At 41.8% G+C, this 26,093-nt stretch carries 26 protein-coding genes; 12 read left to right on the top strand and 14 right to left on the bottom strand.

Going from position 1 to position 26,093, the window contains the following annotated elements; translation table 11 throughout:
* The first annotated feature begins 239 nt into the window (after positions 1-239).
* Complete coding sequence (gene yhbY / locus PR795_RS05690; RefSeq protein ID WP_006658015.1) at positions 240-533, top strand: ribosome assembly RNA-binding protein YhbY; 294 nt, start codon at positions 240-242, stop codon at positions 531-533.
* A gap of 118 nt (positions 534-651) precedes the next feature.
* On the opposite strand, the gene greA is transcribed toward yhbY, so the two are convergent.
* Positions 652-1,128 carry a transcription elongation factor GreA gene (greA, locus tag PR795_RS05685; protein ID WP_006658014.1) on the bottom strand — a complete coding sequence of 159 codons (477 nt, stop codon included), beginning with the start codon at positions 1,126-1,128 and terminating at the stop codon, positions 652-654.
* Positions 1,129-1,382: 254 nt separating this feature from the next.
* Here greA and dacB point away from each other — a divergent pair, with 254 nt between their 5' ends.
* Positions 1,383-2,831, top strand: a complete 1,449-nt coding sequence (dacB, locus tag PR795_RS05680; RefSeq protein WP_181480354.1) for a serine-type D-Ala-D-Ala carboxypeptidase — start codon at positions 1,383-1,385, stop codon at positions 2,829-2,831.
* An 85-nt stretch (positions 2,832-2,916) separates the two neighbouring features.
* Here the strand turns inward: dacB and cgtA are convergent, their stop codons facing one another.
* The 3 genes from cgtA to rplU all read right to left on the bottom strand — a co-directional run bounded on the left by cgtA (position 2,917) and on the right by rplU (position 4,810).
* Positions 2,917-4,092, bottom strand: coding sequence for an Obg family GTPase CgtA (gene cgtA, locus PR795_RS05675; protein WP_006658012.1), 1,176 nt, complete (start codon positions 4,090-4,092; stop codon positions 2,917-2,919).
* A gap of 132 nt (positions 4,093-4,224) precedes the next feature.
* Positions 4,225-4,482, bottom strand: coding sequence for a 50S ribosomal protein L27 (gene rpmA, locus PR795_RS05670; protein ID WP_004905922.1), 258 nt, complete (start codon positions 4,480-4,482; stop codon positions 4,225-4,227).
* A 19-nt stretch (positions 4,483-4,501) separates the two neighbouring features.
* Positions 4,502-4,810, bottom strand: a complete 309-nt coding sequence (rplU, locus tag PR795_RS05665) for a 50S ribosomal protein L21 (RefSeq protein ID WP_006658010.1) — start codon at positions 4,808-4,810, stop codon at positions 4,502-4,504.
* 334 nt (positions 4,811-5,144) lie between these two features.
* On the opposite strand from rplU, the gene ispB reads away from it, so the two are divergent.
* Positions 5,145-6,116, top strand: coding sequence for an octaprenyl diphosphate synthase (gene ispB, locus PR795_RS05660; protein ID WP_006658009.1), 972 nt, complete (start codon positions 5,145-5,147; stop codon positions 6,114-6,116).
* A gap of 62 nt (positions 6,117-6,178) precedes the next feature.
* Here the strand turns inward: ispB and PR795_RS05655 are convergent, their stop codons facing one another.
* Entirely contained in the window at positions 6,179-6,532 is a 354-nt protein-coding gene (locus PR795_RS05655; protein WP_006658008.1) for a DNA-binding protein, read from the bottom strand.
* A gap of 100 nt (positions 6,533-6,632) precedes the next feature.
* Positions 6,633-6,989, bottom strand: a complete 357-nt coding sequence (locus PR795_RS05650) for a DNA-binding protein (protein WP_006658007.1) — start codon at positions 6,987-6,989, stop codon at positions 6,633-6,635.
* Between the two features lie 514 nt (positions 6,990-7,503).
* Here PR795_RS05650 and PR795_RS05645 point away from each other — a divergent pair.
* Entirely contained in the window at positions 7,504-7,821 is a 318-nt protein-coding gene (locus tag PR795_RS05645; protein ID WP_036967652.1) for a helix-turn-helix domain-containing protein, read from the top strand.
* 198 nt (positions 7,822-8,019) lie between these two features.
* Here PR795_RS05645 and mdh read toward each other — a convergent pair whose 3' ends face one another.
* Complete coding sequence (gene mdh, locus PR795_RS05640) at positions 8,020-8,958, bottom strand: malate dehydrogenase (RefSeq protein ID WP_006658005.1); 939 nt, start codon at positions 8,956-8,958, stop codon at positions 8,020-8,022.
* 471 nt (positions 8,959-9,429) lie between these two features.
* Between mdh and argR the strand changes: the two genes are divergently transcribed.
* Entirely contained in the window at positions 9,430-9,900 is a 471-nt protein-coding gene (gene argR / locus PR795_RS05635; protein ID WP_006662406.1) for a transcriptional regulator ArgR, read from the top strand.
* Between the two features lie 107 nt (positions 9,901-10,007).
* A complete protein-coding gene (locus tag PR795_RS05630) occupies positions 10,008-10,418 on the top strand; it encodes a DUF6122 family protein (RefSeq protein ID WP_006662405.1) in 411 nt (136 codons plus the stop codon).
* A gap of 45 nt (positions 10,419-10,463) precedes the next feature.
* Here the strand turns inward: PR795_RS05630 and mpl are convergent, their stop codons facing one another.
* Entirely contained in the window at positions 10,464-11,843 is a 1,380-nt protein-coding gene (gene mpl / locus PR795_RS05625; protein ID WP_036963257.1) for a UDP-N-acetylmuramate:L-alanyl-gamma-D-glutamyl-meso-diaminopimelate ligase, read from the bottom strand.
* Between the two features lie 171 nt (positions 11,844-12,014).
* On the opposite strand from mpl, the gene fbp reads away from it, so the two are divergent.
* Positions 12,015-13,022 carry a class 1 fructose-bisphosphatase gene (gene fbp, locus PR795_RS05620; protein WP_006658001.1) on the top strand — a complete coding sequence of 336 codons (1,008 nt, stop codon included), beginning with the start codon at positions 12,015-12,017 and terminating at the stop codon, positions 13,020-13,022.
* Between the two features lie 137 nt (positions 13,023-13,159).
* A complete protein-coding gene (ppa, locus tag PR795_RS05615; protein ID WP_006658000.1) occupies positions 13,160-13,690 on the top strand; it encodes an inorganic diphosphatase in 531 nt (176 codons plus the stop codon).
* A 189-nt stretch (positions 13,691-13,879) separates the two neighbouring features.
* Here the strand turns inward: ppa and PR795_RS05610 are convergent, their stop codons facing one another.
* Genes PR795_RS05610 through tamA form a run of 3 tightly spaced genes read right to left on the bottom strand, consistent with a single transcriptional unit; the run spans position 13,880 to position 19,740 of the window.
* A complete protein-coding gene (locus PR795_RS05610) occupies positions 13,880-14,227 on the bottom strand; it encodes a gamma-glutamylcyclotransferase family protein (RefSeq protein ID WP_006657999.1) in 348 nt (115 codons plus the stop codon).
* Between the two features lie 3 nt (positions 14,228-14,230).
* A complete protein-coding gene (gene tamB / locus PR795_RS05605) occupies positions 14,231-18,001 on the bottom strand; it encodes an autotransporter assembly complex protein TamB (protein ID WP_036976246.1) in 3,771 nt (1,256 codons plus the stop codon).
* On the bottom strand, positions 17,998-19,740 hold the full coding sequence (gene tamA / locus PR795_RS05600; RefSeq protein WP_181480355.1) for an autotransporter assembly complex protein TamA: 1,743 nt from the start codon (positions 19,738-19,740) through the stop codon (positions 17,998-18,000). Before tamA ends, tamB begins: the two co-directional genes overlap by 4 nt.
* Before the next feature lie 133 nt (positions 19,741-19,873).
* On the opposite strand from tamA, the gene msrA reads away from it, so the two are divergent.
* A complete protein-coding gene (gene msrA / locus PR795_RS05595) occupies positions 19,874-20,503 on the top strand; it encodes a peptide-methionine (S)-S-oxide reductase MsrA (protein ID WP_181480356.1) in 630 nt (209 codons plus the stop codon).
* A gap of 166 nt (positions 20,504-20,669) precedes the next feature.
* A complete protein-coding gene (locus tag PR795_RS05590) occupies positions 20,670-22,034 on the top strand; it encodes a hemolysin family protein (protein ID WP_006657995.1) in 1,365 nt (454 codons plus the stop codon).
* A 116-nt stretch (positions 22,035-22,150) separates the two neighbouring features.
* Here PR795_RS05590 and PR795_RS05585 read toward each other — a convergent pair whose 3' ends face one another.
* Positions 22,151-22,357, bottom strand: a complete 207-nt coding sequence (locus tag PR795_RS05585) for a DUF1107 domain-containing protein (protein ID WP_006662401.1) — start codon at positions 22,355-22,357, stop codon at positions 22,151-22,153.
* Positions 22,358-22,645: 288 nt separating this feature from the next.
* Between PR795_RS05585 and PR795_RS05580 the strand changes: the two genes are divergently transcribed.
* On the top strand, positions 22,646-23,209 hold the full coding sequence (locus tag PR795_RS05580; RefSeq protein WP_006662400.1) for a YtfJ family protein: 564 nt from the start codon (positions 22,646-22,648) through the stop codon (positions 23,207-23,209).
* A 196-nt stretch (positions 23,210-23,405) separates the two neighbouring features.
* Here PR795_RS05580 and qseC read toward each other — a convergent pair whose 3' ends face one another.
* Together qseC and qseB are read right to left on the bottom strand one after the other, a co-directional pair.
* Positions 23,406-24,758 carry a quorum sensing histidine kinase QseC gene (qseC, locus tag PR795_RS05575; RefSeq protein WP_181480358.1) on the bottom strand — a complete coding sequence of 451 codons (1,353 nt, stop codon included), beginning with the start codon at positions 24,756-24,758 and terminating at the stop codon, positions 23,406-23,408.
* Positions 24,755-25,417: a quorum sensing response regulator transcription factor QseB gene (qseB, locus tag PR795_RS05570; RefSeq protein ID WP_006662398.1), complete on the bottom strand. Its 663-nt coding sequence runs from the start codon at positions 25,415-25,417 to the stop codon at positions 24,755-24,757. Before qseB ends, qseC begins: the two co-directional genes overlap by 4 nt.
* A gap of 177 nt (positions 25,418-25,594) precedes the next feature.
* On the opposite strand from qseB, the gene PR795_RS05565 reads away from it, so the two are divergent.
* Positions 25,595-26,008 carry a YgiW/YdeI family stress tolerance OB fold protein gene (locus PR795_RS05565; protein ID WP_006662397.1) on the top strand — a complete coding sequence of 138 codons (414 nt, stop codon included), beginning with the start codon at positions 25,595-25,597 and terminating at the stop codon, positions 26,006-26,008.
* Positions 26,009-26,093 lie beyond the last annotated feature (85 nt).

The raw sequence follows: 26,093 nt of genomic DNA, 5'->3' as shown, positions 1-26,093 counted from the left end.
ATAGAAATACATTTCCCGACATTCTTCAAGTTACAGAGAGTTAGCTTCATTTTTTCTACCCAAGTCACATAAATAACGCTGTTTACTGGGAAAGTGTTAACGCGCTGCCAACCTGTTACTGGATTACTTTCGGGTAATCATTAGCTGCTTCATTACCATCAAACAAGATTAATAGATGGTGATAGTAATCAGATGGCGGTAGAATATGCCATTTTCAATACTAACCAAGCAAAAAATCGATGAATCTTAACAAAAAACAAATTCAACACCTAAAAAGTCTCGCTCATCACTTAAACCCAGTTGTTATGATTGGCAACAATGGTTTAACTGAGGGTGTTTTGGCTGAAATCGAAGTCTCATTAGCACACCATGAGCTTATCAAAGTCAAAATCGCTGGCGAAGATCGTGAAACTAAAAATTTGATCGCTGAAGCGATTGTTCGCGAAACTGGTGCAGCAAATGTTCAAGTTATCGGTAAAATTCTTGTTCTCTATCGTCCATCAGTAGAGCGCAAAATTAGTTTACCTAAATAATAACTACTCATTTATATAAAAATGCCATTGAACGCATGTTTTATATGACGAAAAAGGCCGCCAGCGGCCTTTTTCTCTAAATCAGTAAAATAATATAACCAATTCAGGGAAATAGGAATCAGATATACTCAACTTTAAGAATTTCGAATTCAACATCTCCGCCCGGTGTCTTAATTGTCACGACATCATCAACTTCTTTACCCACTAACCCACGTGCAATCGGTGAGTTCACTGAGATTAAGTTCACTTTAATGTCAGCTTCATCATCACCTACGATTCGATAGGTTAACTCTTCGTCAGTATCCACATTCAATACAGAAACCGTCGCACCAAAAATGACTCGACCATTATTTGCCATTTTTGTCACGTCAATCACTTGAGAATGAGAAAGTTTAGATTCAATCTCTTGAATACGGCCTTCACAAAAGCCTTGTTGCTCACGCGCAGCATGATATTCCGCGTTTTCTTTTAAATCGCCATGTTCGCGAGCTTCAGCAATCGAAGCAATAATTTCAGGGCGACGGACAGATTTCAGATACTCGAGCTCTTCTCTTAGCTTGTTAGCACCAAATACCGTCATTGGAATCTGTTTCATTTGATAAATACCTCTAATTCAATCCTATCTAAAAAAGTATCTTCCTGATTTTGTAACAACAGTACACCGAACACCAGGGTATGTAGGGGGTGTTCAACAACTTAGGGTGTCAATAACTCAATCAGACCAACTTAATGACTTATCTTATCATACTGTTCGCTATTTTAACTGAGAGTTAATAGCGGATCATCGTTTACTTTATTGGGCATTACACTTTAGTATGTGCACTATGTCTACCCTAATGCGTGAAATATATGTCGCTACTAACATCAACCAGAAAATTAATCTTCACTTTAGGGCTTGCCTTCATCACGTCGCAAGCTTCTGCTATCCCTATCGATGATTACAAGCAGTATCTCCCTGACGGCACTAACCTTGCTCTGGTTGCGCAAAAAGTAGGAAGTAATACCCCTCTTATCGATTATAACGCTCAACAGATGGCTCTGCCCGCCAGTACACAAAAAGTTGTTACTGCCCTTGCTGCATTATTACAACTTGGTCCTGACTACCGTTTTGTGACTAACTTTGAAACCAATGGAAAGTTGAATAACAATACATTGTCTGGGGACTTGGTGATCCGTTTTAGTGGAGACCCAACCTTAACGCGCCAGCAAATTCGAAATATGGTCAATGCCTTGAAACAAGTTGGCATACATAAAGTCGATGGTGACCTTATTGTCGATATTTCAGCTTTTGCTAGCCATGATAAAGCACCTGGCTGGGTATGGAACGACATGACACAGTGTTTTAGTGCTCCGCCGGCTGCCGCAATTATTGATCGAAACTGTTTTTCTGTTTCCCTTTACCCATCAGATAAAGCTGGGGAGATGGCATATATCAAAACAGCGAGTTTCTACCCCGTTAATATGTTTAGTGAGGTCAAAACCCTCGCTAAAGGCTCACCAGAAGCTCGTTACTGCGAGTTAGACGTTGTTCCTGGCGAATTGAATCGCTATACCTTAACAGGCTGCTTAACCCAACGTAGCGAACCCTTGCCACTCGCATTTGCTGTACAAAATGGTGCCAGCTACTCAGGTGCTATCGTCAAAAATGAACTGCAGGTTGCAGGTATTGAGCTATCCGGAGCGGTTAAAAAACGAACTCAACCAACGCCTCAGTCTCAAGTACTCGTCAAAACAGAATCCAAGCCACTGCATGATCTATTAAAAATCATGCTGAAAAAATCAGATAACATGATTGCTGATACTGTTTTTAGAACCATTGGTCGGGATTATTATGGTGTACCGGGTACTTGGCGCTCAGGCTCTGATGCGGTTAGACAAGTTCTCAAACAAAAAGCAGGTATTGATTTGGGCAACACAGTAATGGTCGATGGTTCTGGTTTATCTCGCCATAACTTGATCACCCCTGCGACAATGATGCAAGTTTTGCAATTTATCGCGAAAAATGATCAGCAGCTCGATTACATTTCAATGCTGCCACTTGCAGGGCATGACGGGACATTACGTTATCGTGGTGGCTTGGATGAGGCTGGAGTCAATGGCAAAGTATCAGCGAAAACAGGCGCACTACAAGGCGTTTATAACCTCGCGGGCTTTATTACGACTGCGAGTGGCGAGAAAGTGGCATTTGTTCAGTTTATTTCTGCTTATGCAGTTCCACAAAGTCAATACAACAGCCGCCGGGTACCATTGGTTCGTTTTGAAAGCCGCCTTTATCGCGATCTCTATCAGAAGAACTGATCCTATCAAAGATCCTTTTAGGATCTAGATAATAAAAAAGGCACAACCTTCGCAAGTTGTGCCTTTTTATGTGACTTAAGCATGCTTATTTTTGATAAATGAATTCGACACCTTCGTCGTCATCTTCATCCCAATCATCATCCCAGTCGTCATCAAGATCTTCAGCACCAGAAAGCTGCTCTTTGTGGTAATCATCCCACATGAATTCAACTTTTTCTGGTTGGCTATTTTCATCTTCAACTGCCATATTACGCGGCTGAGTATTCATGAACTCCATGATATCCCAACACAGTGCTTTCACACCTTCGTGGTTCACCGCAGAAATCATATAATACTTATCTTCCCAGCCCATACCTTTGGCAATTTCGGCTGCACGTTTTGCAGACTCTTCTTCACCTAAGATATCCACTTTGTTGAAGACTAACCAACGTGGTTTTTGTGCCAGTTTTTCGCTGTATTTCTCTAATTCACCCACGATGATCTTGGCATTTTCTACTGGATCCGATTCGTCAATTGGGCAAATATCAATAAGATGCAGTAATACACGACAGCGTTCTAAGTGCTTCAGGAATTGAATCCCCAGACCCGCACCTTCTGCCGCGCCTTCGATCAACCCAGGAATATCTGCAACTACAAAGCTTTGCTCGTTATCCATACGTACCACACCCAGGCTTGGGACCAAGGTAGTAAATGGATAATCTGCAACTTTTGGTTTTGCAGCTGATACGGAGCGAATAAAGGTGGATTTACCCGCATTCGGCATCCCCAGCATTCCTACGTCCGCAAGTAACATCAATTCTAATAAGATCTCACGCGTTTCACCTTTTGTTCCCATGGTACGCTGACGCGGAGCACGGTTAACAGAAGATTTGAAACGGGTGTTACCAAGCCCATGGAAACCGCCTTTAGCGACCATGTGGCGTTGATCGTGACGAGTCATGTCACAGAGTACTTCGTTGGTGCCAAGATCGCGTACACGCGTTCCTACAGGGACTTTTACCGTGATGTCTTGACCACGTTTACCTGTACACTCACGGCTTTGACCATTTTGACCACGTTCTGCACGAAATGATTTTTCAAAACGATAGTCAATCAGCGTGTTAAGGTTTTCGTCTGCCTGTAAGTAGACATCTCCACCGTCACCACCGTCACCACCGTCAGGTCCACCTTTCGGGATATATTTTTCACGGCGGAAGCTGACACAACCATTGCCACCATCTCCTGCCACGACCAAAATTTTGGCTTCATCTACAAATTTCATAATTCTTTCTCCGTCTGCTGGCCATTATAGTGCCGAATGGCGGTATTACCCAGAGATGGCGTATTCTGAATATAAAAAGCCCCGCAAAAGGTTTTTGCAGGGCTTTAATTCAAAAATTAAAAGTCAGAAAACTTATTCAGCTTCGATGCTGATAAATTTACGATTGTTAGGACCTTTAACTTCAAATTTAACTTTACCGTCCGCTAATGCGAACAGAGTGTGGTCACGGCCACAACCAACGTTGTTACCTGCGTGGAACTTAGTACCACGTTGACGAACGATGATGCTACCTGCTAATACAGCTTCACCACCAAAACGTTTAACACCTAAACGTTTTGCTTCTGAGTCACGACCGTTACGAGTCGAACCACCAGCCTTTTTGTGTGCCATTAATCTGCTCTCCTAAATCTTAAGCGATGACAGTGATCTTAACATCAGTGAACCACTGACGGTGACCTTGCTGTTTACGGCTGTGTTTACGACGACGGAACTTAACGATTTTAACTTTATCGCCACGACCGTGTGCAACTACTTCCGCTTTCACTTTAACGCCTTCAACGATAGGAGCACCGATTTGGATCTCATCGCCATTAGCAACCATCAGAACGTGATCAAATTCAACAGTTTCACCTGTTGCGATGTCCAGCTTTTCTAGGCGGACAGTTTGACCTTCGCTAACTCGGTGTTGTTTACCACCACTTTGGAAAACCGCGTACATATTAACTCCGCTTTCCGCGTACTCGCTAAATATTTCAATTCCAGAGCACGCTATAAAATATTCACAATAGGGCGCGAATTCTACGCAAAAAAGCAGCAGAATACAAGCCTATAATGCAGTTAGATTACAAAAAATACGACTTTTTTATCAGTCATATCTTTTTCCAGCTGATTTATCAGGAATATCTTGAATTGTTACTTATTTAAACATTTTTTGCATTTCACCCGATAATCTTATTATTAATAGTGTTATGCTTACGTCATTACTGTGATATCGGTTTTCCCATTTTTGACTTAGGGAATTCCCCAAAAACTAATAATATGAATATATTACAATGAATTTAGAATCTATCGTTGAACTGACAGCCGAGGATATGTCAGCAGTAAATGAAGCGATCCTCAGCCAATTAAACTCAGACGTAGCATTAATCAATCAATTAGGTTATTACATCGTGAGTGGGGGCGGAAAAAGGATCCGTCCGATGATCGCGATCCTTGCGGGACGATCCCTTGGCTATTCTGAACACAAACATATCCAAGTCGCTGCATTAATCGAATTTATCCATACAGCCACTTTATTGCATGATGATGTGGTCGATGAATCGGATATGCGTCGCGGGAAGCAGACAGCTAATGCGGTATTTGGTAATGCTGCAAGCGTATTAGTGGGCGACTTTATTTATACACGATCCTTCCAGATGATGACGGATCTGGATTCGATGCGTGTTCTAAAACTCATGTCTGAAGCCACCAACGTGATCGCAGAAGGTGAAGTTTTACAGCTGATGAACTGTAACGATCCTGATATTACTGAAGAGAGCTATATGCAGGTGATCTACAGTAAAACTGCGCGCCTATTTGAAGCGGCATCCCATGCCTCCGCTATTTTAGCTAATGCAACACCTGAGCAAGAGAAAGCATTGCAAGACTATGGTCGCTATATTGGTACGGCATTCCAATTAGTTGACGATCTTCTGGATTATGATGCTGATAATACTCAATTGGGTAAAAATACAGGTGATGATCTTGATGAAGGGAAACCAACGCTCCCACTATTACACGCAATGCAACATGGTAATGAAGAAGAGTCAGCTCTGATCAGGCAAGCTATTGAGCAAGGTAATGGGCGTCATCTGTTAGAAACCGTTCTTAGCACAATGAAACGCTGTGGCTCCTTAGAATACACATACCAACGTGCGCAAGAAGAGGCACAAAAAGCCATTGATGCTTTAAATGCGCTTGAAGACTCTGTTTATAAAGAAGCCTTGATTGGCTTAGCACATGTGGCAATTCAGCGTCATTCATAACCATAGATAGAGCACGACACAAACAATTAAAAGGGTGAAAGTGATTTCACCCTTTTAATTTCCTACTCTTCTTCAGGCTCAATTTTAGCCAATAATGACGATAGCCCGTGACGAAGAATATATTTTACGAACGTTTTCCGCTCAGCTTCAGTCAATTGATAATAAGCTTCAGACCAAATTTGTAGCGCATCAATCCGCTGCACTTGATAAGGTGTCGATGGCTCGTGAAGTGAGAGTTGCCTTTGGATCTCATTTGGTAAACTTTCTACATAGTATTCAACGGCCTTCCCTTGAACGCCTCTTTTTCGTCGATTTTTCCAACCTTCCCTTCTTGCCATCAAGTTAATGCCTTGAGGTGAAGATGGAAGACCTTCTAACCCTGCTAATTCTTTCGCAGTGAACCACAATTTTTTCATAATATCACTTTTACGCTTAGCTTATATTTTGCAACCTGCTTTTGTCGCTATACCAAAGTTATTTTTCTAAAAATTTATTCGATTCAATACAGTATGTAATTTACATGTGATTATTTTGATTAATAAGATCAATTAACGCTAAAGCACCTTTACGCATAATGAAGGATAAAACTGCCACTCGCTCATCATGGGAAAGCTGGTTATACGCTTCTTGCCAAATATGTGCATGCTCATCACGTTTAACGTGATAAATCCTTGGAGCTTCATACATCACGGTTGGTTCTTCGAGATCAATGGGAATCGAACTAATATGGTATTCAAGTGCTTTACCTTGAATCCCCCTTCGCTTTCGACTCAACCAATTTTCTCTCCTTGCCATCGCATTTATTCCCTGAGTACTTGATGGAAGCCCCTGACGACCAACGAGTTCTTTTGCTGTTAACCATTCTTTAATCATTATCGACGCTCCTTGTCATTACGATGACGACTTCGATTAACTAAAAACTTTCCTTATTTTCTTAATCATTTCAATACCTACTTTTAATATTAAAAATAATTGTTACTAAGTTATATAGATATCGGTATTTTCTGTTTTATATCAATAGACTTATAGTATGGATTAAGAAATTCATTCTTTTTAAATAATTCAATACATTATTAAGAAATATAAATCTTCGCGATAAAGAGAATAAATATAAGAAATTATAAAAAATAGAGAGCTAACCACGATGAGTTATTTTTATTTTCAATGCGTTAGCTAAACTCACAATAATTATCTAAATCTTTCTACTATTTTCATAAAAATAACGACAGTTTCATAAAAATGAATTTTAAGAAAAAATTAGAAATTATTATTGGGAAATTCTGTTATTTTATTTCCAATAACAGAACAATTGTACTGAATGTACCACAATATTCTGTTAGATGTACCACTAACTCTACATGATTCTGAGTGAAAAAAGGATTAAAAAATGATGTTACGGAAATCAAACTGGCACCCAGCAGATATCATTGCGGCATTACGCAAACGTGGAACAACTCTTGCCGCTATTTCTCGTGAAGCGGGGCTTAGCTCATCAACTCTCGCGAATGCACTATCGCGACCTTGGCCAAAAGGTGAATGGATCATCGCAAACTTTTTAGGTATTCACCCATCCGAAATTTGGCCTAGCCGCTATTATGACCCCATGACGGGTGAACTCTTAGAAAGAAGGATTCGAGATAAACCAAGAAAAGTCACAGAAATAGGAGAAATAGAAAACAGGGAGCCAACAGAGGAAAACAGTTAAAATTCGTCTTCATTCCTATTCAGCGCTGAAAGATAAAATATATTATTTCTCTCATTAATAATGAGCGGTATTACTCTATTACACCTTCGGGGGATTTCCCCTTATTTTGATAAGTGAAAACTTATAAAACATGAAAATAAAGGGCTGAATTGCATCAAACAATTCAGCCCTTATTTAAGCGTTAAATCTTAACTAGCATTAGCTGTTAATGAATTTTTCACCTAATTCGATATCTGCTTTCAGTACGCCTAACATCTCTTTCAGCGCTTTCTCTTCAAATGCACTTAACTTACCAATTGGTAAATGTTTTTCGATACCGTTTTTACCTAATACAACAGGTTGTGCGAAGAAGCGAGCGTGTTCACCTTCACCTTCTGTGTATACGCATTCAACCACGTTGCTTTCGCCTTGAAGACCACGGACCAGAGATAAGCCCAGACGAGCTGCTGCTTGACCCATAGATAATGTTGCTGACCCGCCACCTGCTTTAGCTTCAACCACTTCAGTGCCCGCGTTCTGAATACGCTTAGTCAGTGCAGCAATTTCTTCATCAGTGAAGCTAACACCTGGAATTTGAGACAATAATGGCAGAATTGTCACACCTGAGTGCCCACCGATAACCGGCACTTCGATTTCGTGGGTTTTCTTGCCTTTTAATTCAGCAACAAACGTATTTGAACGGATGATGTCCAGTGTGGTTACACCAAACAGACGGTTTTTATCATATACGCCCGCTTTTTTCAGGACTTCAGCCGCGATAGCCACGGTAGTATTCACTGGGTTAGTAATAATACCAACCAGTGCTTTCGGGCAGGTGACCGCGATTTGTTGAACAAGGTTACGTACAATGCCTGCGTTCACATTAAACAGGTCAGAGCGATCCATTCCTGGCTTACGTGCAACACCCGCAGAAATTAATACAACATCTGCCCCTTTCAGTGCTGGTGTAGCATCTTCACCCGCGAAACCAACAACTTTAACGTCTGTAGGGATGTGGCTTAAATCAGCAGCAACACCCGGAGTGACTGGCGCGATGTCGTAGAGGGAGAGTTCTGAACCTGCTGGGAGCTGGTTTTTGAGAAGAAGGGCGAGAGCCTGACCGATACCACCTGCTGCACCTAGGACTGCAACTTTCATTCTAAAACTCCTTAATTGTACTTTAAAATATATGAATTCATCTGACTACGCACTAAACATATTACTTATAAAAAACAATTCTTTAACAGTTAGAGAGAAGTGTTAACGCAAGATAAATCACCAACACAATAGGGCTATTCTAAACAAATTCCTTATCTGTTAATGAGATAACGGGCACTTTTTTAACAAATAGTTTTTATTGCTATTGCATTTAACATCAAATGTAATTTTACTTGATGCTTTATTAATCACCGATTAATAATTTAACATTTTTTTCACAGCAACTTATTGTTAAACCAAATTATTTTTAAACTAAATTTCAAACCAACAATTTAAGATAATCACGCGCTTCCTACCAGAAAAACCGTATCTTAAATCGCTCATTAAACCATCAAAACTCAATTATCTTGCATAAAAATGCACTTTTCCACATAATACAGCTCAGTTTAATACCAAAAAGATGGGTTAATTATGCGCACTATGTCGAAACAAGAAGACTTGGTAAAAGCCTTTAAAGCACTCCTTAAAGAGGAAAAGTTCAGCTCCCAAGCAGAAATTGTGATTGCGCTTCAAGAGCAAGGCTTCGAAAACATTAATCAATCTAAAATTTCCAGAATGTTAACGAAGTTTGGTGCTGTACGTACCCGCAACGCAAAAATGGAAATGGTGTATTGTTTACCTACCGAGCCAGGTGTCCCAACTGCTACTAGCCCATTGAAAAACTTAGTTTTAGATGTTGATTACAACCACTCTGTCGTTGTGATCCGTACCAGTCCAGGGGCAGCACAGCTCATCGCCCGACTGCTAGACTCCCTCGGCAAAGCTGAAGGTATCTTAGGCAGCATCGCTGGTGATGATACGATTTTCTCCACACCAACGAATGATTTTACGACTCGCGAACTGTACGAAGCCATTCAGGTTCTCTTTGAACAAGAACTTTAGTCCTTTCCCGTCGCTTTATATATCTAAAAAGAGGGAACTGAGTTCCCTCTTTTCATTTTTGGCACTATAGTGACCCGTCTTCCACTGATTCTTATCGAGATAAACCTGTGTTATTTGAGATCTTAAGAAACATCGTTCACTACGGTTTCCATTTTTTAGTGCCTTTTTTATTTGGCTATTTATTTTGGCGAAAAAATTGGAAGCTTGCTGGATTATTAATGGTCTCAACGATGGTTATCGATCTCGACCATCTTCTTGCGGATCCTATTTTTGATCCTGATCGTTGCGGTGTGGGTTTCCATCCTATGCATACAATTTGGGCGGCAATCGCTTATGTTGTGCTGTTCTTTTTCCCATCTTGGAAATTAAAAGCTATTGCTGTCGGATGCCTGTTCCATCTATTTACTGATTCTGTAGATTGTTATTTAGGCAACGTGAAGAAAGAGATACAGGGTACGGTATTAAGCTGTTCAGGTCCTCCTGCTTCAGCAAATACCGAAATTCTTCAGCAACTATAAAAAAGCCCCAACAAACTGTTAGGGCTTTTATGTGAAGTTTTGATATTACTCTTCCGGTTTTGCTTCCGCTTTACGCTTCAATCCAGCGAGTAGCTTTTCATGGATCCCACCAAACCCGCCATTACTCATGACTAAAATGTGGTCGCCAGGTTGAGCTGTCTCAATCACCATGTTGGCGAGAGCATCAATATCAGCGTGCCAACGCGCTGGCTGCACACAATGCTCCGCAATTTCCGTTACCATCCACGGAATATTGGCGGGTTGGAATAAAAAGACCTCATCCGCACGACCTAAAGCTGGCGCGATATCATTCTTACTGATCCCCATTTTCATGGTATTTGAGCGAGGCTCCAGCACAGCAATAATACGTGAAGTACCACCAACTTTGCTACGTAATGCCTCTAACGTCGCTAAAATTGCCGTTGGATGGTGAGCAAAGTCATCATAAACACTAACCTCATTCTCAACACCGCGTAGCTCAAGACGGCGACGAGCATTAATAAATTTATCCAATGCTAAACAGGCTTCTTTCGCAGGAACCCCAACATGGTGAGCAGCTGCAATTGCCATCAAGCCATTTTGAATATTGTGATTACCCACTTGGGACCAGTTCACTTCACCCACTTTTTCTTGCTGGTAATACACTTCAAACTGGCTACCATCATGATTGAGTTTCACTGCATGCCATTCGCCGTTTTCTCCCACCAGCTCCTGTTCACTCCAGCACCCCATGTTCATGACTTGTTTGAGGTTACTATCATTACTAGGCATAAAGATTTTGCCACTACTAGGTACAATACGAACCAAATGATGGAATTGCTTTTGAATCGCTTCTAGATTTTCAAAAATATCCGCATGGTCAAACTCAAGGTTATTCAAAATCAGAGTTTTAGGGCTGTAATGAACAAACTTGGAACGTTTATCAAAGAATGCACAATCGTACTCATCCGCTTCAATGACAAAGAAAGGACTCTTACCAATTTGGGAAGAAACATCAAAGTTCCCCGGAACACCGCCAATCAGGAAGCCAGGTTCATAGCCACAATCTTGGAGGATCCACGCAAGCATCCCCGCGGTTGTTGTTTTACCGTGAGTACCTGCAACCGCTAATACCCAACGCTCAGGAAGAACATGATCATGGAGCCATTGAGGCCCTGAGGTATAAGGTAAACCGCGCTCTAATACCGCTTCAACACACGGATTTCCACGGGTCATCGCATTCCCAATCACCACCATATCGGGGATTGGCTCTAACTGTGCGGGATCAAATCCTTGAATTAGTTCAATGCCTTGTTTTTCAAGCAATGTACTCATCGGTGGGTAGACGTTTGCATCAGACCCAGTCACTTTGTGCCCTAAAGAACGAGCCAAAATGGCTAAGCTGCCCATAAAGGTTCCGCATATGCCTAAAATATGTATGTGCATTCTTTTCCATCCAATAGCATGAGGTTTGTCACTATTCTACTATTCTACTCATCAATCACCGGTTTATAAATGTATTAGCCTATTAATCTTTTCTTTATTTAGATAAACTCTCCGCCCGAGGGTACAATAAAGACCCGCAAATTTCTGTCAATTTTATTCAGGACCTTCGTCATGAAAACATTAGGCGAATTCATCGTCGAAAAGCAACAAGATTTTCCTCATGCAACAGGTGAGCTGACTGCATTACTGTCAGCGATTAAACTGGGCGCTAAAATTATCCATCGTGATATTAACAAAGCTGGACTCGTTGACATTCTCGGCACTAGTGGTGTGTCGAATGTCCAAGGTGAAGTTCAGATGAAGCTTGACCTGTATGCAAACGAAAAACTGAAAGCGGCTTTGAAAGCGCGCGGAGAAGTTGCCGGTATCGCCTCTGAAGAAGAAGATGAAATCGTCATTTTCGAAGGTGATCGTGCAGAAAACGCGAAATATGTTGTTTTAATGGACCCACTAGATGGTTCTTCGAACATCGATGTAAACGTTTCCGTTGGAACTATCTTCTCTATTTATCACCGTATTACTCCAATTGGTCAACCGGTTACAGAAGCTGACTTCTTACAACCTGGTAACCGCCAAGTTGCTGCGGGCTATGTAGTTTACGGTTCATCAACCATGTTGGTCTACACCACAGGTTTCGGTGTTCATGCTTTCACCTACGACCCATCATTAGGTGTATTCTGTCTGTCTCATGAAAAAGTCATGTTCCCAGCAGAAGGTAAAATGTATTCCATTAACGAAGGTAACTACATCAAGTTCCCTATGGGTGTGAAGAAATACATTAAATATTGCCAAGAGCAAGATGAAGCAACCCACCGCCCATATACCACTCGTTATATCGGCTCTTTAGTGGCAGACTTCCACCGTAACCTGCTCAAAGGTGGTATTTATATTTACCCAAGCACCGCAAGTCACCCTACGGGTAAACTGCGCCTTCTGTACGAATGCAACCCAATTTCATTCTTAGCGGAACAAGCTGGCGGTAAAGCAAGCGATGGTACTAACCGCGTGTTAGACATCGTCCCAACTAAATTGCACCAACGTGTGCCGTTCTTTGTGGGCACGAAAGCCATGGTTGAAAAAGCGGAATCCTTTATGCGTGAGTACCCTGACGCAGAATAATCAACATTCCGTTTGACCTGAAGGCGAGGCTCTCTCGCCTTTTTTGATCGAATTTCTCTCCAACTAGTGAGTTTTACCTCTCTTTGCGGCTATAATGTCCCCCACGTTATTTTAAGCACTCATAAGGATACATTTTAATGGGCCTGAACAATGTACCGGCAGGTAAAGAACTGCCTGAAGATATCTACGTAATTATCGAAATTCCAGCTAACGCTGATCCAATCAAATATGAAGTTGATAAAGAATCTGGCGCATTGTTTGTAGACCGTTTCATGTCTACTGCGATGTTCTATCCATGCAACTATGGTTACATCAACAATACTCTGTCTTTAGATGGTGACCCTGTTGACGTTTTAGTACCAACTCCATACCCATTACAACCAGGTTCAGTTATCCGCTGCCGTCCAGTTGGCGTGCTGAAAATGACTGACGAATCTGGTGAAGATGCAAAATTAGTTGCAGTACCACACACTAAACTGAGCAAAGAATACGACCACATCAAAGATGTGAACGATATTCCTGAGCTGCTGCGTGCACAAATCACTCACTTCTTTGAGCATTACAAAGATTTAGAAAAAGGTAAGTGGGTTAAAGTTGATGGTTGGGAGAATGCGGAAGCTGCTAAAGCTGAAATTATCGCTTCTTTCGAACGCGCTGCAAAAAAATAATTAATCCCTTCCGTGGATAGAAAAAGCACTGGTTTTTGCCAGTGCTTTTTTTTATCTCAATGTTTATCACGCAAGCTGGCTGTATTTCAAAAAAGAGAATTCAATACGATGAGCCACGCTTAGTGCATATGAAAAAACGCCGGTCACTGATACAGTGCCGGCGTTTTTTTATTACGGATTCACTACGGATTACTCTTCTTCATTGCGCTTTAGCCAATCACCACTTTTGATGCGGGGAAGACCTTCAACTGAATGTTTATAGAGATAAATCCACGCATTACCATAAGGTGTCGGGATTAACTCGCGCTCGTAATCTTGCGAATTTTTCTTTAATTCGTCTAACTCAGTTAAGATAGAGGGATTAATGCGATAAACTTCGCATTCAATCGTGCCATTCCCTCGAACAACCGCTGGATAATATCCAAGGTCATACAGTTCATAGCCTTCTAGCTTATGCTCACCTAGCAGCTGAGCATAAGTCATCCAGTGATGATTCCCTTGCTTGCGTCTTAAACTGCCATAAACAATGATACGCATATATTAAAACTCGAATTGGTAAAGCAGGTCTAAAGCCTGATTAACGCCAGAAATTGCTTCTAAATACAGTTTCGGCATGACTCTATAGCGTAAAGTGAGCGTCGCTAGAGAATCAAATATGCCAACTCCATACTTAACTTGCAAGTCGTTCGTAATTTTCCCACTCACAACTACTTGCGAGCTATCACCTACGCCTTGCGTATCAACTGCTAAATCTGACACGCCAAATGTTTCACCAATTTTACCCACTAATTGACCACTTTGAGCAACGCCCAACCCGATCAACATTGAAGTCATTTGTGACCCATTCGCATCCCCGCTATCAAGCCCTTCTCCTCTTAACAGATAGGAAAGTGCTTCTTGCTGTGTTTTTGCGGGCTCAGAGAATATCTCAACTTTCGGCTTATCGGCAAGTCCTGTAACTTTGACTCCAGCGATAACATCATCGGCTGTATTATCTGGGTTACGAATTGCTTCTAAGTTTAAGAATGGCTGATCCGCAGGTCCAGAGAACTGAATTTGCCCTTTACGCACAATCAAATCTTGCCCATAAGCACGGAAACGCCCAGAAGGAATATCCACTTGACCGTTTAAGCTTAACCCCTGCTTATTCTGAACAACTTTTAATAAGCCTGTTAGTTGAGCTTTCAAACCGAACGCATCCAGACGCACATCATGACCAATATTAATATTTAAATTCGTTTGGATTGGGATCGAGGGCTGTTTCGGGTTAATTGGCTTTAATTGATCATCTAACATGACGACATCAGAAGAAGCGCTAACTGCTGACTCAGGCAGTTCTTGTACAGTAATTCGTGCCCATGGAATGGTCACACTCCCATTTAATGTTAGCAACTTCGGTGAAGCCTCTAAAATGAGATCAGGTTGCACATCAATTTTGATCATCGGTGGCAGAGAAACACGTAAATTGTTCCCTCTTGCCAATATTTTTGCTCGCCACGCATCGATATTTCGCCAATCGGCATCACCATCGATATTGAGGTAACCTTCTGGGGTCTTAATCTGACCGACCATCACCGAACTGGTGCCATTAAAGTTAATCGCTAGTTGGCTATTTTGAATATCAAACGGAATCAAACCAGATTTAATTTCTAGGCCAGATAACGTGACATTACCGTTCATTAATGGATTATAAGCCGAGCCACCTACGCGTAAATTTGCATTCAAATTCCCATTTGCAATGTCTTTTTCACCCAGCAGTGGTTTGATTAAGCCCAACGTAATGGCATTGATTTCGATATTACCGGAAAGGAGACGCTTTCTTTCTAGGTCAGAAATTTGTACATTTCCTTTGAATTGCCCATTGTTAGCAATCTTCAATAACCAATTCAGATCCGCTCTACCATTTTTAAGACCAGCATTTAATGTCAGCGTATCAAACTCAATAGGTAAACGCGCACCATCAACAAACTGCACGACTTTGACGCCATCACCATTCAGGTCGACTTTCACCTGTGGCAGGCTACCATCTGCTTTCCAAACTGCGTTCGCTCGCCCAGTAAATACGCCTGTAGCCCGTGTATCACTAGGCATGAAAGGTTTGATCATCGCAAGATCAAAACGCTCTAATACAATATCTGCGCTACCGCTTTTACCGGCCTTAACAGGCTTAGGTACACACAAGCGCGCATTTGGATTTACCCAGCAATGGCTACCAATCAACACTTCTTGCGTGGTGTTGTTGTAGTTCAAGGACATTGCTTGATTAAGACGCCATTCTCCAACTTCAGTATCAAACAAAGTGTTACTTAAATTACCTTTCCAAACCTCAGTCTGGCGATCGAAGCTACCCGCGAGAGCAAGCTGCCCTGAAACCGGTTTTCCCGTTACATTCAATTTTAAGGTGTGCTGTTTTTCGCTACCTTTGGCATCGAGTGTCAGATTGCTAATCGCGAGATCCCCTTGATGCAATCCACGAACTATTACAGACAAGTCACCCTTAATTTGGTCACCTGTTGCGACATTACCTTTAATCGTTGTGGTCTCCACGGTGAGATCTTGCCATCTCACATTGCGAGCCGTTAAATCTGCAAGTGCTTGTGGCGCCTGTAAATCACCGCGAAGTTTCAGATCCCCAATGATTACACCACCTAATCCAGGTAGCAAACCATTGAGTGCTGGCGCATTTATCTTGGCATCGAGATTCCATTTATCTGCCAAGGAGCCTTTTACATTCACGCTGTTCTTACCCAGCATGAGGTTAAAATCTGGAATATCCCATTGCCCAGCCGCATTCCCTTTCGCGTTACCTCGAGCCTTTAAAATATGCGATTTAACATGACCATCTAAAGTAATTTCAGGAATTTCTAGTTGCCAACTTCCGCCATACATACTGCCTCGCGTGGCAACTTTTCCTTCAACTTTTGCAGGCCATTCTGGATATTGTTTTGCTGTATTGATACCCGATAACGTCAGTACCATATTCCAGCTGATGGCTTTACTCCAATCAGCAACACCAGAAAGGTCGGCATTACCTTGCAATGCGGATAAGCGCAGGCGTGTTAAATCAATTTTCTCTTCATTACCTTTTGCATCTAACAACAGTTTGGATGGTGGTAAATCTTTGCCTGTAATGGCTGAACGTAAAGAGAGATCATAACTGGAAGGACGACCATTCAAACGTAGGCGGGTATCATCAAGCTTATATTGGCTTTCCCCCACCAGCGGCCACGTTAATTTTTTACTTTCTAAGGTCAACTCAATTGGAAAGTCAGCTTGTGCTAAATCAGTTTGAGCTTCTAATGTTGCGGTAATTGGACCATTTAGATTCAGTGCCAGCATCAGCTCATCCATCAGCCCACCTTTAAGCATTAAATCGACTTTTTGCCCATTTAAATCTTCAAAGCGGCTTTCACCAATCACAGACAATGCGACAGGCCATTTTTCTTGCAGTGAAATGGATCCTGAAACGGCAACATCCCCTTGAGGTGCATTTACTTTCAGCTGTTTCAATAAAACATTTTGCCCTGTGTTTTCTAACTGCAAATTCAGGCTGTTAATCGTAATGTCCGTATCGCCTTTCAACTGGAAATTAGAGGCATGGATCCCCTCAACGTTCAAATCAACAGGCAGGATAATTTCAGGAAGATCCGCTAATAACGGTTTAGAGAATAATGCCTTAAGCTGATCACCAAGTGATTGCTGCTCACCTTCAGGTACGACAGGTTCAGCAGGTTTGACTTCCGCAGCTGGTTCACTCGGAGGCAGGCTTATTGCTAAATTAATAATATCAGTCGGGGTGATTTCAATGGCTCTTTTTTGCCATGTAATCCCTGTCGCGAACTTGTCGAGGTCAATAACGGTGCCATCTACATTAACATGGGTATCAACCAGTGCCAGTTGCATAAGACGAATCGTCAAAGGTGCGTTTAGCTCAGTTAAAGGCTCTGATGGTGGAGTCTCTTCCGAGGGAGGAAACTGGCTGGTATCTACATTGACCATCACACTTTCTGTTGATAAATCATCGATACAAACTTCACGGCTGGTCAGGCATTTCAAACGTAATGCTAGGTGGATCTTTTTCGCATCCACATCCACACCTGGCATCTGATATTTTACGCCTGAGAGCGTTAAATCATTAATATCACCCTCAATCGAACCGATAGTGAGCTCAGGCACAAAACGCGTGGCTGAATTCAATGCAAAATGCAAACCTGACCTTGTTCCTAATACCCAATATAGAGCGCTAACGACCAGAACTAACAATAATAAAAGGGTGATTGCAATCCATTTTAGCCACTTCATCCATTTCATAGTTCTGTCCCCAATCCGATGTAAAACTGAATTTTATTATTATCTGGATCGCCAATAGGCTTAGCTAAATCCAATTTAATCGGTCCAACTGGAGATACCCAACGGATACCAACACCTGCACCCGTTTTAAAATCACTGTTTTTAAAATCATCAACCGCTTCACCACTATCGATAAACGTGGCTCCCCACCAATTTCCGGTGAAGTTATATTGATATTCAACGGAACCGACGGCTAGCTTGGATGCCCCGGTTAACTTGCCACTACTATCTTCTGGAGAAATCTTTTGATAGCCATAACCGCGAACACTACCGTCACCCCCTGCGAAGAAACGTAAGTCAGGTGGAACTTTGTCAAAGTTGTTAGTTTCAATCCAACCCACATTACCGCGCACGATAAATCGATGCCCTTCCCACGGCGTTCGAATCCACACATTTTTGGCTTGTAAAACGAGGAAGTCGATATCCGACCCCCAGATTTTATTCGAATAATCAATAGAATAACGTTGACTATCCCCCCACGTTGGCATCACGCCGCCTTTCTGGCGAATTCGGCTCACATTTGCGCCCGGATACAGCAACATGGTCGTATTGGTGACATCGGCTTGAGTAAAGTTACTGAGCATCCAGCGCATATTCACGCCATATTGCCATCCGCTTGAATAATCCCAGTTACGCGAAACGTTCAATGTCGTGGTGTTGGCTTGCGTATCATTTAAATCCGTACGTTTAAAGCCCCCTTGAACCGCATAATACTGTTCCAGAGGATTCGCTTTGAGTGGGATTTTATAGCTAGCATCAATAACTTGTTCTGGCTGTGACAGGCTAATATTCGATGTTAGGCTTTGCCCGCGAGAGTTAATCCACGGCTTATTCCATGTTGCTTTGACACGAGGACCAACATCCGTCGCATAGCCACCACCGAGCTCTAAGAAGTTTTGAGCTCTAGGGCTCATGATGCCTTCCATTGGTAATAAATCCGTGTGTTCCTCACGCGCTTTTTGAATATTCGGGGTCACTATTGCAGAGCTAAACCATCCCGTAGAAGCCAACCGTTGATTATACTCCGCAAGCTGTTCAGAAGTGTAATATTCCCCTTCTTTAAAAGGAGACAGATTTTTGAGGTAATCCTCGCGGATTTGAGAGCCTTCAAAGGTTAATTTACCAAAGCGATAGCGCTCACCACTGTTAAAATCAAAATCCCAATACGCGGCATGATGATCAACAGAAATGCCTAGCTGACTTTTTTCCATCATGGCATCGAAATACCCTTTACGGATAGCTAAGCTGCTAAATTTACCTTTGAAGTCTTCATACTCACCATCATTTTGGATGATGCCATATTTAGGTGTATTTTTTTTAATCATACTGGCGTAATCAGGATCTGTTTTCGCCCCACCTTCGAGTACCACATTAACCCCTTGAAGAAGAATGGGTTCACCTGGCAACACCTTAGCGGTTAATATTGAACGAGCCGGTGGCGTTTTTTCTTCATAACTAAATTCCACCGTAGGATCATAATAACCCAGCGGTTTTAACCCTTCACGAATCGCTTTTTCTACTCGAGCACGAAAACGCCCATTTGCAACCACTTCATCTTGTGAAATATTAGAAAGTTGAATACGGACATTCTGATTGAGTTGCCCTTCAAGCCCTTCAATATTAAGGCGTAGGTTCGCAGAAAATGCTGCGGGTACCGCCGTTGTTAGGCATACTACACAAAGGGTAAGATATTTCGACACGCCTGCTCCTAGGGTGATAGACAATTTGACTTATTACTCAGCAACGACTTATTTTGAGTAAAATAAGCCACTGATACAAGTTTTTATCCCAATTTTTACTTTATTTCTATACTGAGTGTATTTAGGAATCGTTATGACTTTTAATCAATTTCAGCCCGATAATGAATTTCAGGCACTGCCTGGTCGTCACACATCAATGGAAGTGTCACCTTATCATGCGGTGACCCATCATTCGATTGAGATTATTCCTAAGAATATGGAAATTGCTTATTTTGCAATGGGTTGCTTCTGGGGCGTAGAGCGATTATTTTGGCAACAAACGGGAATTTTCTCCACATCCGCAGGTTATAGTGGCGGCGTAACTCTGAACCCAACCTATGAAGAGGTGTGTACTGGACTAACAAGGCATACTGAAGTCGTACGGGTGGTTTTTGATCCGCAAATAATCAGTTTTGCACAATTGCTCGCACTATTCTGGGAAAACCACGATCCGGCACAAGGTATGCGCCAAGGTAATGATATTGGCACGCAATATCGTTCTGCTATTTATACGGTGTCAGATGAACAGTACCAACAAGCGGTACAAACTCGTGATGCGTATCAACACGCTATGGCTGAAAAGCAGGACCATCGCCCAATCACAACAGAAATTCGTCCACTTGATACATTCTATTTTGCGGAGGATTACCACCAGCAATATCTGTATAAAAATCCAAATGGTTATTGTGGGCTGGGAGGGATTGGCGTCTGCTTACCTGCCTAAATAATTTTATAATGACGAATATATAGTCATATAAAATAGGCTAGTGCTATACTTAGCGCGATACCCACCGCGCTAAGGCGCTAATTAATATTGAAATGGAATACCCTTACATTGCCTTTAGGATTTCAATAAGTGACGATTCACTACCTAGAGGGTTGGATAATTTATGCTAAACAGTTTACTGATCGTTCTTTTACTATGTGCAATTAGCGCATTTTTTTCGCTGTCTGAAATTTCATTGGCAGCCTCTCGCCGCATTAAATTAAAATTAATGGCAGATGAAGGTAACGTTAACGCAGCTCGCGTTCTCAAACTCCAAGAAATGCCGGGCATGTTTTTTACCGTAGTGCAAATTGGTTTAAACGCCGTCGCAATTTTAGCCGGTATTGTTGGTGAGTCCGCATTCTCTCCAGCGCTGCAAGAGCTATTTATCAAATTCTTATCCCCTGTATGGGCACAGCAAGCTGCATCTATTCTGTCATTTACCATCGTTACCAGCTTATTTATTTTAGTCGCTGACTTAACACCAAAACGCATTGGCATGGTGAAGCCTGAAGCAATTGCGATACGTATTGTTAACCCAATGCGTTTCTGCCTAGTCGTTTTAAGCCCACTCGTGTGGTTCTTTAACGGCTTAGCTAACTTAATTTTCAAACTGTTTAAATTACCGATAGCACGTAACGAAGACATTACCTCTGATGATATCTTTGCTGTTGTAGAGGCTGGTGCCGTCGCTGGGGTTTTACGTAAGCAAGAACACGAGCTGATCGAAAACGTATTTGAGCTTGAGTCACGTACTGTGCCTTCCGCGATGACCCCGCGAGAAAGTATTATTTTCTTTGATAAAGATGAATCAGAAGAGAGCATCAAGCATAAAATTTCCACACAGCCACACTCGAAGTTTTTAGTTTGTGCTGGGGATATTGACCATGTGATTGGTTATGTAGATTCCAAAGAGCTACTTAACCGTGTATTGAATGGTCAAAGCCTGAGTTTACGTGAAGGCGTGCATATCCAAACCACATTAATGATTCCGGATACCTTATCACTGTCTGATACCTTAGAAGCCTTTAAAACCAGTGGCGTTGATTTTGCCGTCATTTTGAATGAATACGCCTTAGTGATGGGGATTATCACCATCAATGACGTGATGATCACCCTGATGGGCGACTTAATTGGTCCAGGTCAAGAAGAGCAAATTATTACCCGTGATGAAAACTCATGGTTAGTTGACGGAGGTACGCCGATTGAGGACGTGCAACGTATCTTGGATATCGACGAATTCCCAGATTTCAGCAACTATGAAACCATCGCTGGCTTTATGATGTACCGCTTAAGAAAAATGCCGAAGCGGACGGATTTTGTAAAATACGCAGGCTACAAATTTGAAGTGGTCGATATTGATAACTACAAGATTGACCAACTGCTAGTAACACGTATTACAAATACGCCATCAGCAGTTGTGATTCAGCCGGGGACTGAAAACAATAAAACGGCTAACGATACATCACACTCATCAGATAAACACTAGTCGCCAAGCCGTTTTTGTTACTTCTACTTTAGAACGAACACGCCACTGAATGTGGCGTTGTTATTCTACAGTGCTTGAAAATCATTAGCCGAACACTTAACTAGCTAATCTCTTTTCTAGCCCAACTCAGCTCGTAATAGCACCACTTGCTTGTTCACTTCATTCATTACATTGTAATGGGTTTTATCGCTCACTTTGGGTGGTAAAATTTTTCCATTATTGAATTCGAAAGCTCCAAAATCCTTAATGTAGAGCCTACCTCTGAATAATGTTTTCACATAAAGAGCAATTTTCGATGGGTTATAATGCTTAAAAATTTTCATTAGAACGAATCTCCATGTTGTTCTGACGATATCCCACTGCATACCGTTCAGTAATCATAGACTAGAAAATTTTTTTTGGTTCTAGAATTGCAATTTTATTCAAAATGCTGACATAACATGACATTGTCAATACTCTGTTAAATTCACCCAAAACCTCCTTTTTATGCTGAATTTTATCAGTTTGTTAATTTTTGTCTTACTACTCATCCGATGAGCTATGCTATAACTAGCAACACCTGAAATCCCCACCCTACACAACAACGACAATGATTTCTAAAGGTACTTTTTATGATCAAAAAACTGTTCTTATTAGCCTGCTTACTCGGTTTATCTTCAACAGGATTTGCCATTAACATTCAATTAAACCAACCCGTCCCTGCCGTGACCGTTACAGATAAAGGTGAACTCCTGTTAGATAACGCAGGTAAGTTCGATTATCAGCCATGGAAGAGCCAACAACTTGCGGGCAAAGTCCGCACTATCCAACATATCGCTGGACGGTCGTCAGCCAAGGAGCTCAATGCCCCGCTTATTGAAGCTATTAAGCAAGCTAAGTTCCCTCATGATAAATACCAAACCACCAGCATTATCAATACTGATGATGCCATGTTCGGTACAGGTGTTTTTGTCAAAAACAGCGTAGAAGACAGTAAAAAGGAGTTTCCTTACTCCCAATTCATAATAGACAGCGATGGCGTAGTGAAGAATGCATGGAGCCTTGCACCAGAAAGTTCTGCCATTATTATTCTCAACAAACAAGGTAATGTTTTATTTTATAAAGATGGCGCGCTCACTCCACAAGAAATTAATAAAGCGATTAGCGTAATTGTCGCAGAATTAGGAAAACAATAAGTGAACCGATAAGGTTTTGTGTATCATAGGCATGCGATATTTTTCTGTGCGCAAAGATGAGCCTGCGCACAGAAACTTCGTTTATCATGATCAAATTTCAGTGGATATTGCCGCAAAATCACATCCCAACAAGATGTAACAATAGTCGATTATTCCGCAGCAATTCCATGCAGCATTACGCATAAAACAAACAAAATTATTCATTCCAATGAATAGTTACACAGAATCCACCTTCGGTAACATTATTAAATGTCACATTAAAATGGTGCAGCTGAGCCACACGTTTAACAATTGATAAGCCTAAACCACTGCCTGTTTTTTCTTGTCCCGGCGGTCGATAAAAACGTTCACCTAAACGAGCCAGCACTTCAGAAGATACCCCAGCACCATCATCTTTTACTTCTAAATAATGGCGATATAAGTTGATCTCCACCTTACCCGATGGCTTACCATAACGAATGGCATTATGAAGCAGATTTCTTAGCAATACGGACAGTAAAAGCGCTTGCCCCTTAAAAGGTGGCGGTGTTTCGATAATCGATACATCCAAAGTCACCTGATTTTGCTGCGCTTCCCGCTCACTCTCTTTTACCGCTTGCTCAATTAAGTCTGACCAGCTCACCTCCCCCACATTGTCCAACTGGTTAGACGATTCTAGGCGAGATAACGTCAATAGTTGATCGACCAGTCGAGTTGCTCGATCAATACCTTCCGAAAGATTCGCGACCGCATGCTGACGAATAGCCTCATCGCTTCCTGCAATTTGTACCACTTCCGTTTGTACTTTCAGTGCAGCAAGCGGGCTACGTAACTCATGGGCAGCATCAGAGGTAAACTGCCGCTCACGCACAAACATTTGGTTTATTTTGGCAAATAATCCATTAAGGGAATCCAAGATTGGCTTAGCCTCACTGGGAATCGTCGGTACCATGACAGGGCTCAGCTCATCCGGCTTTCTTAGTCGTAACTGTTTTGCTACATCCCGCAGCGGTTTTAATGCTCGAGTGAGCAACCACAAAAAGACTATCAACATAATAGGTAATGCCACCAGCCACGGAATTAACTGGGAAAGCATAATACTGTTAGCCATACTTTGGCGATATTCCCATTCTTGCCCAACTGCAATAATATATTGATTATCTATAGATTTTAGCCAAACAAAACGCCACTCATCATCACTACCTTTCAGTGTGCCTTCACTGAATCCTTCACGAGTAAATTGGAACTCAATTTTGCGTCCATTATCTCCATCATTCAGGACCATCTCGCCACTTGGTGTAAAAATCGCAAATGCCAGCGCGTCATCATCTTGGCTACCTCGATTTTTTCGTAATAATCGCTTAGTTTTACTCAATGATGCTTGGGGTAAATCGATATCCGTTGGTAGCACTGACAAGCGTTTTGCAAATACCATTTGTTGAGTATCAAATAATTCGTTAATGGTTTTATAGGTTTGATACCACGCAAGAGAGCTCGCAATTCCCCATGTCATGACGGCAAGGAGCAATAACATTAACGTCAATTTGAGTCTTAAACTGAATGTTTTCATTCTTCATCACCCAGTCGATAGCCAATACCATGAACTGTTTGAATAAATTTGCTGCCTAATTTACGCCGTAAATGGTGAATATGTACCTCAACTGAGTTGCTAGATACTTCCTCATCCCAGTTATATAACTTTTCTTCTATTGCACTACGGGACAGTACCTTTTTCGGGTTATGTAGAAACAGAGACAATAATGCCAGTTCTTTACCCTTTAACTGTACGGGTTTTCCTTGATAAGTCACGGTCATCGCTAAAGGGTCCATCTCCACATCGCCATGCACCAAGGTTGGAGAGAGCTGCCCACTGCGCCGACGAATCAGTGCTTGTAAGCGAGCAGCAACCTCTGCCAATGCAAAAGGCTTACACAGATAATCATCTGCTCCCTGTTGTAGTCCATTCACCCGTTGTTCAAGCGCATCGCGAGCCGTTAAAATCAATACAGGTTCATCGCGCCCTTGCTTACGCCAAAATTTCAAAATATCCATACCATCGATATGAGGAAGAGAGAGATCCAGTACTACGGCATCATAAGGGGCATCAAACAAAGCTTGCTGACCTTGTTTACCATCCATAAACCAATCGAGGGTAAATCCCAATTGGGTTAAACCCACCTTTAATCCATCGCCAATAAGTCGATCATCTTCTATTAATAAAATACGCATAGTTAACCTCCACATCGAATATTGTTATATTTATCTTATTCAATTCACGATGACCAGTGGTGATTGCCCAAATTAAAAATATATTTAATTAATTTGAGTTCTTAAGATCCTGTTAAGATTTACTTGGTTAAATACATCCCATAGACCAAATTTCTGGTTACGCATGGAGAAACAAAAATGAAAAAATTACCTTTAATCACCTTAATCGCTGCACTTGCTACTGCCCCTGTTTTCGCTGCTACTGGTGGTTTTTCAGGTCCTGGTGAAATTGCCAACACCACCAACACCGACACCATGAAAACCCAAGATGGCGGATTTAGTGGTCCTAATGCAAGTGAAACTACCGTCGCTAAAGCGCTTGAATTATCAGACAATAGCTGGGTTGTTTTACGCGGAAACCTCGTCAAACAACTGGATAAAAAACATTACGAATTTACCGATGGTACTGGCACCATTACCGTCGAAATTAGCCAAAAACGCTTCAATGGTGTGAATGTAACACCGAAGGATAAAATCGAAATTCGTGGTGAAGTTGATAAAGATTGGAACTCAAAAGAAATTGATGTGAAACAGCTGCAAATCATTAAATAATTTACCCCCACAAAAAGCCAGCAAATAAACCTTGCTGGCTTTTTGCTATTTGATGCCTATTTCCCCTCTCTGTTTATAGTGCTAG

Source organism: Providencia sp. PROV209 (assembly GCF_028479485.1).
Classification (GTDB): domain Bacteria; phylum Pseudomonadota; class Gammaproteobacteria; order Enterobacterales; family Enterobacteriaceae; genus Providencia; species Providencia alcalifaciens.
This window is presented reverse-complemented; position numbering and strand designations above follow the sequence as displayed.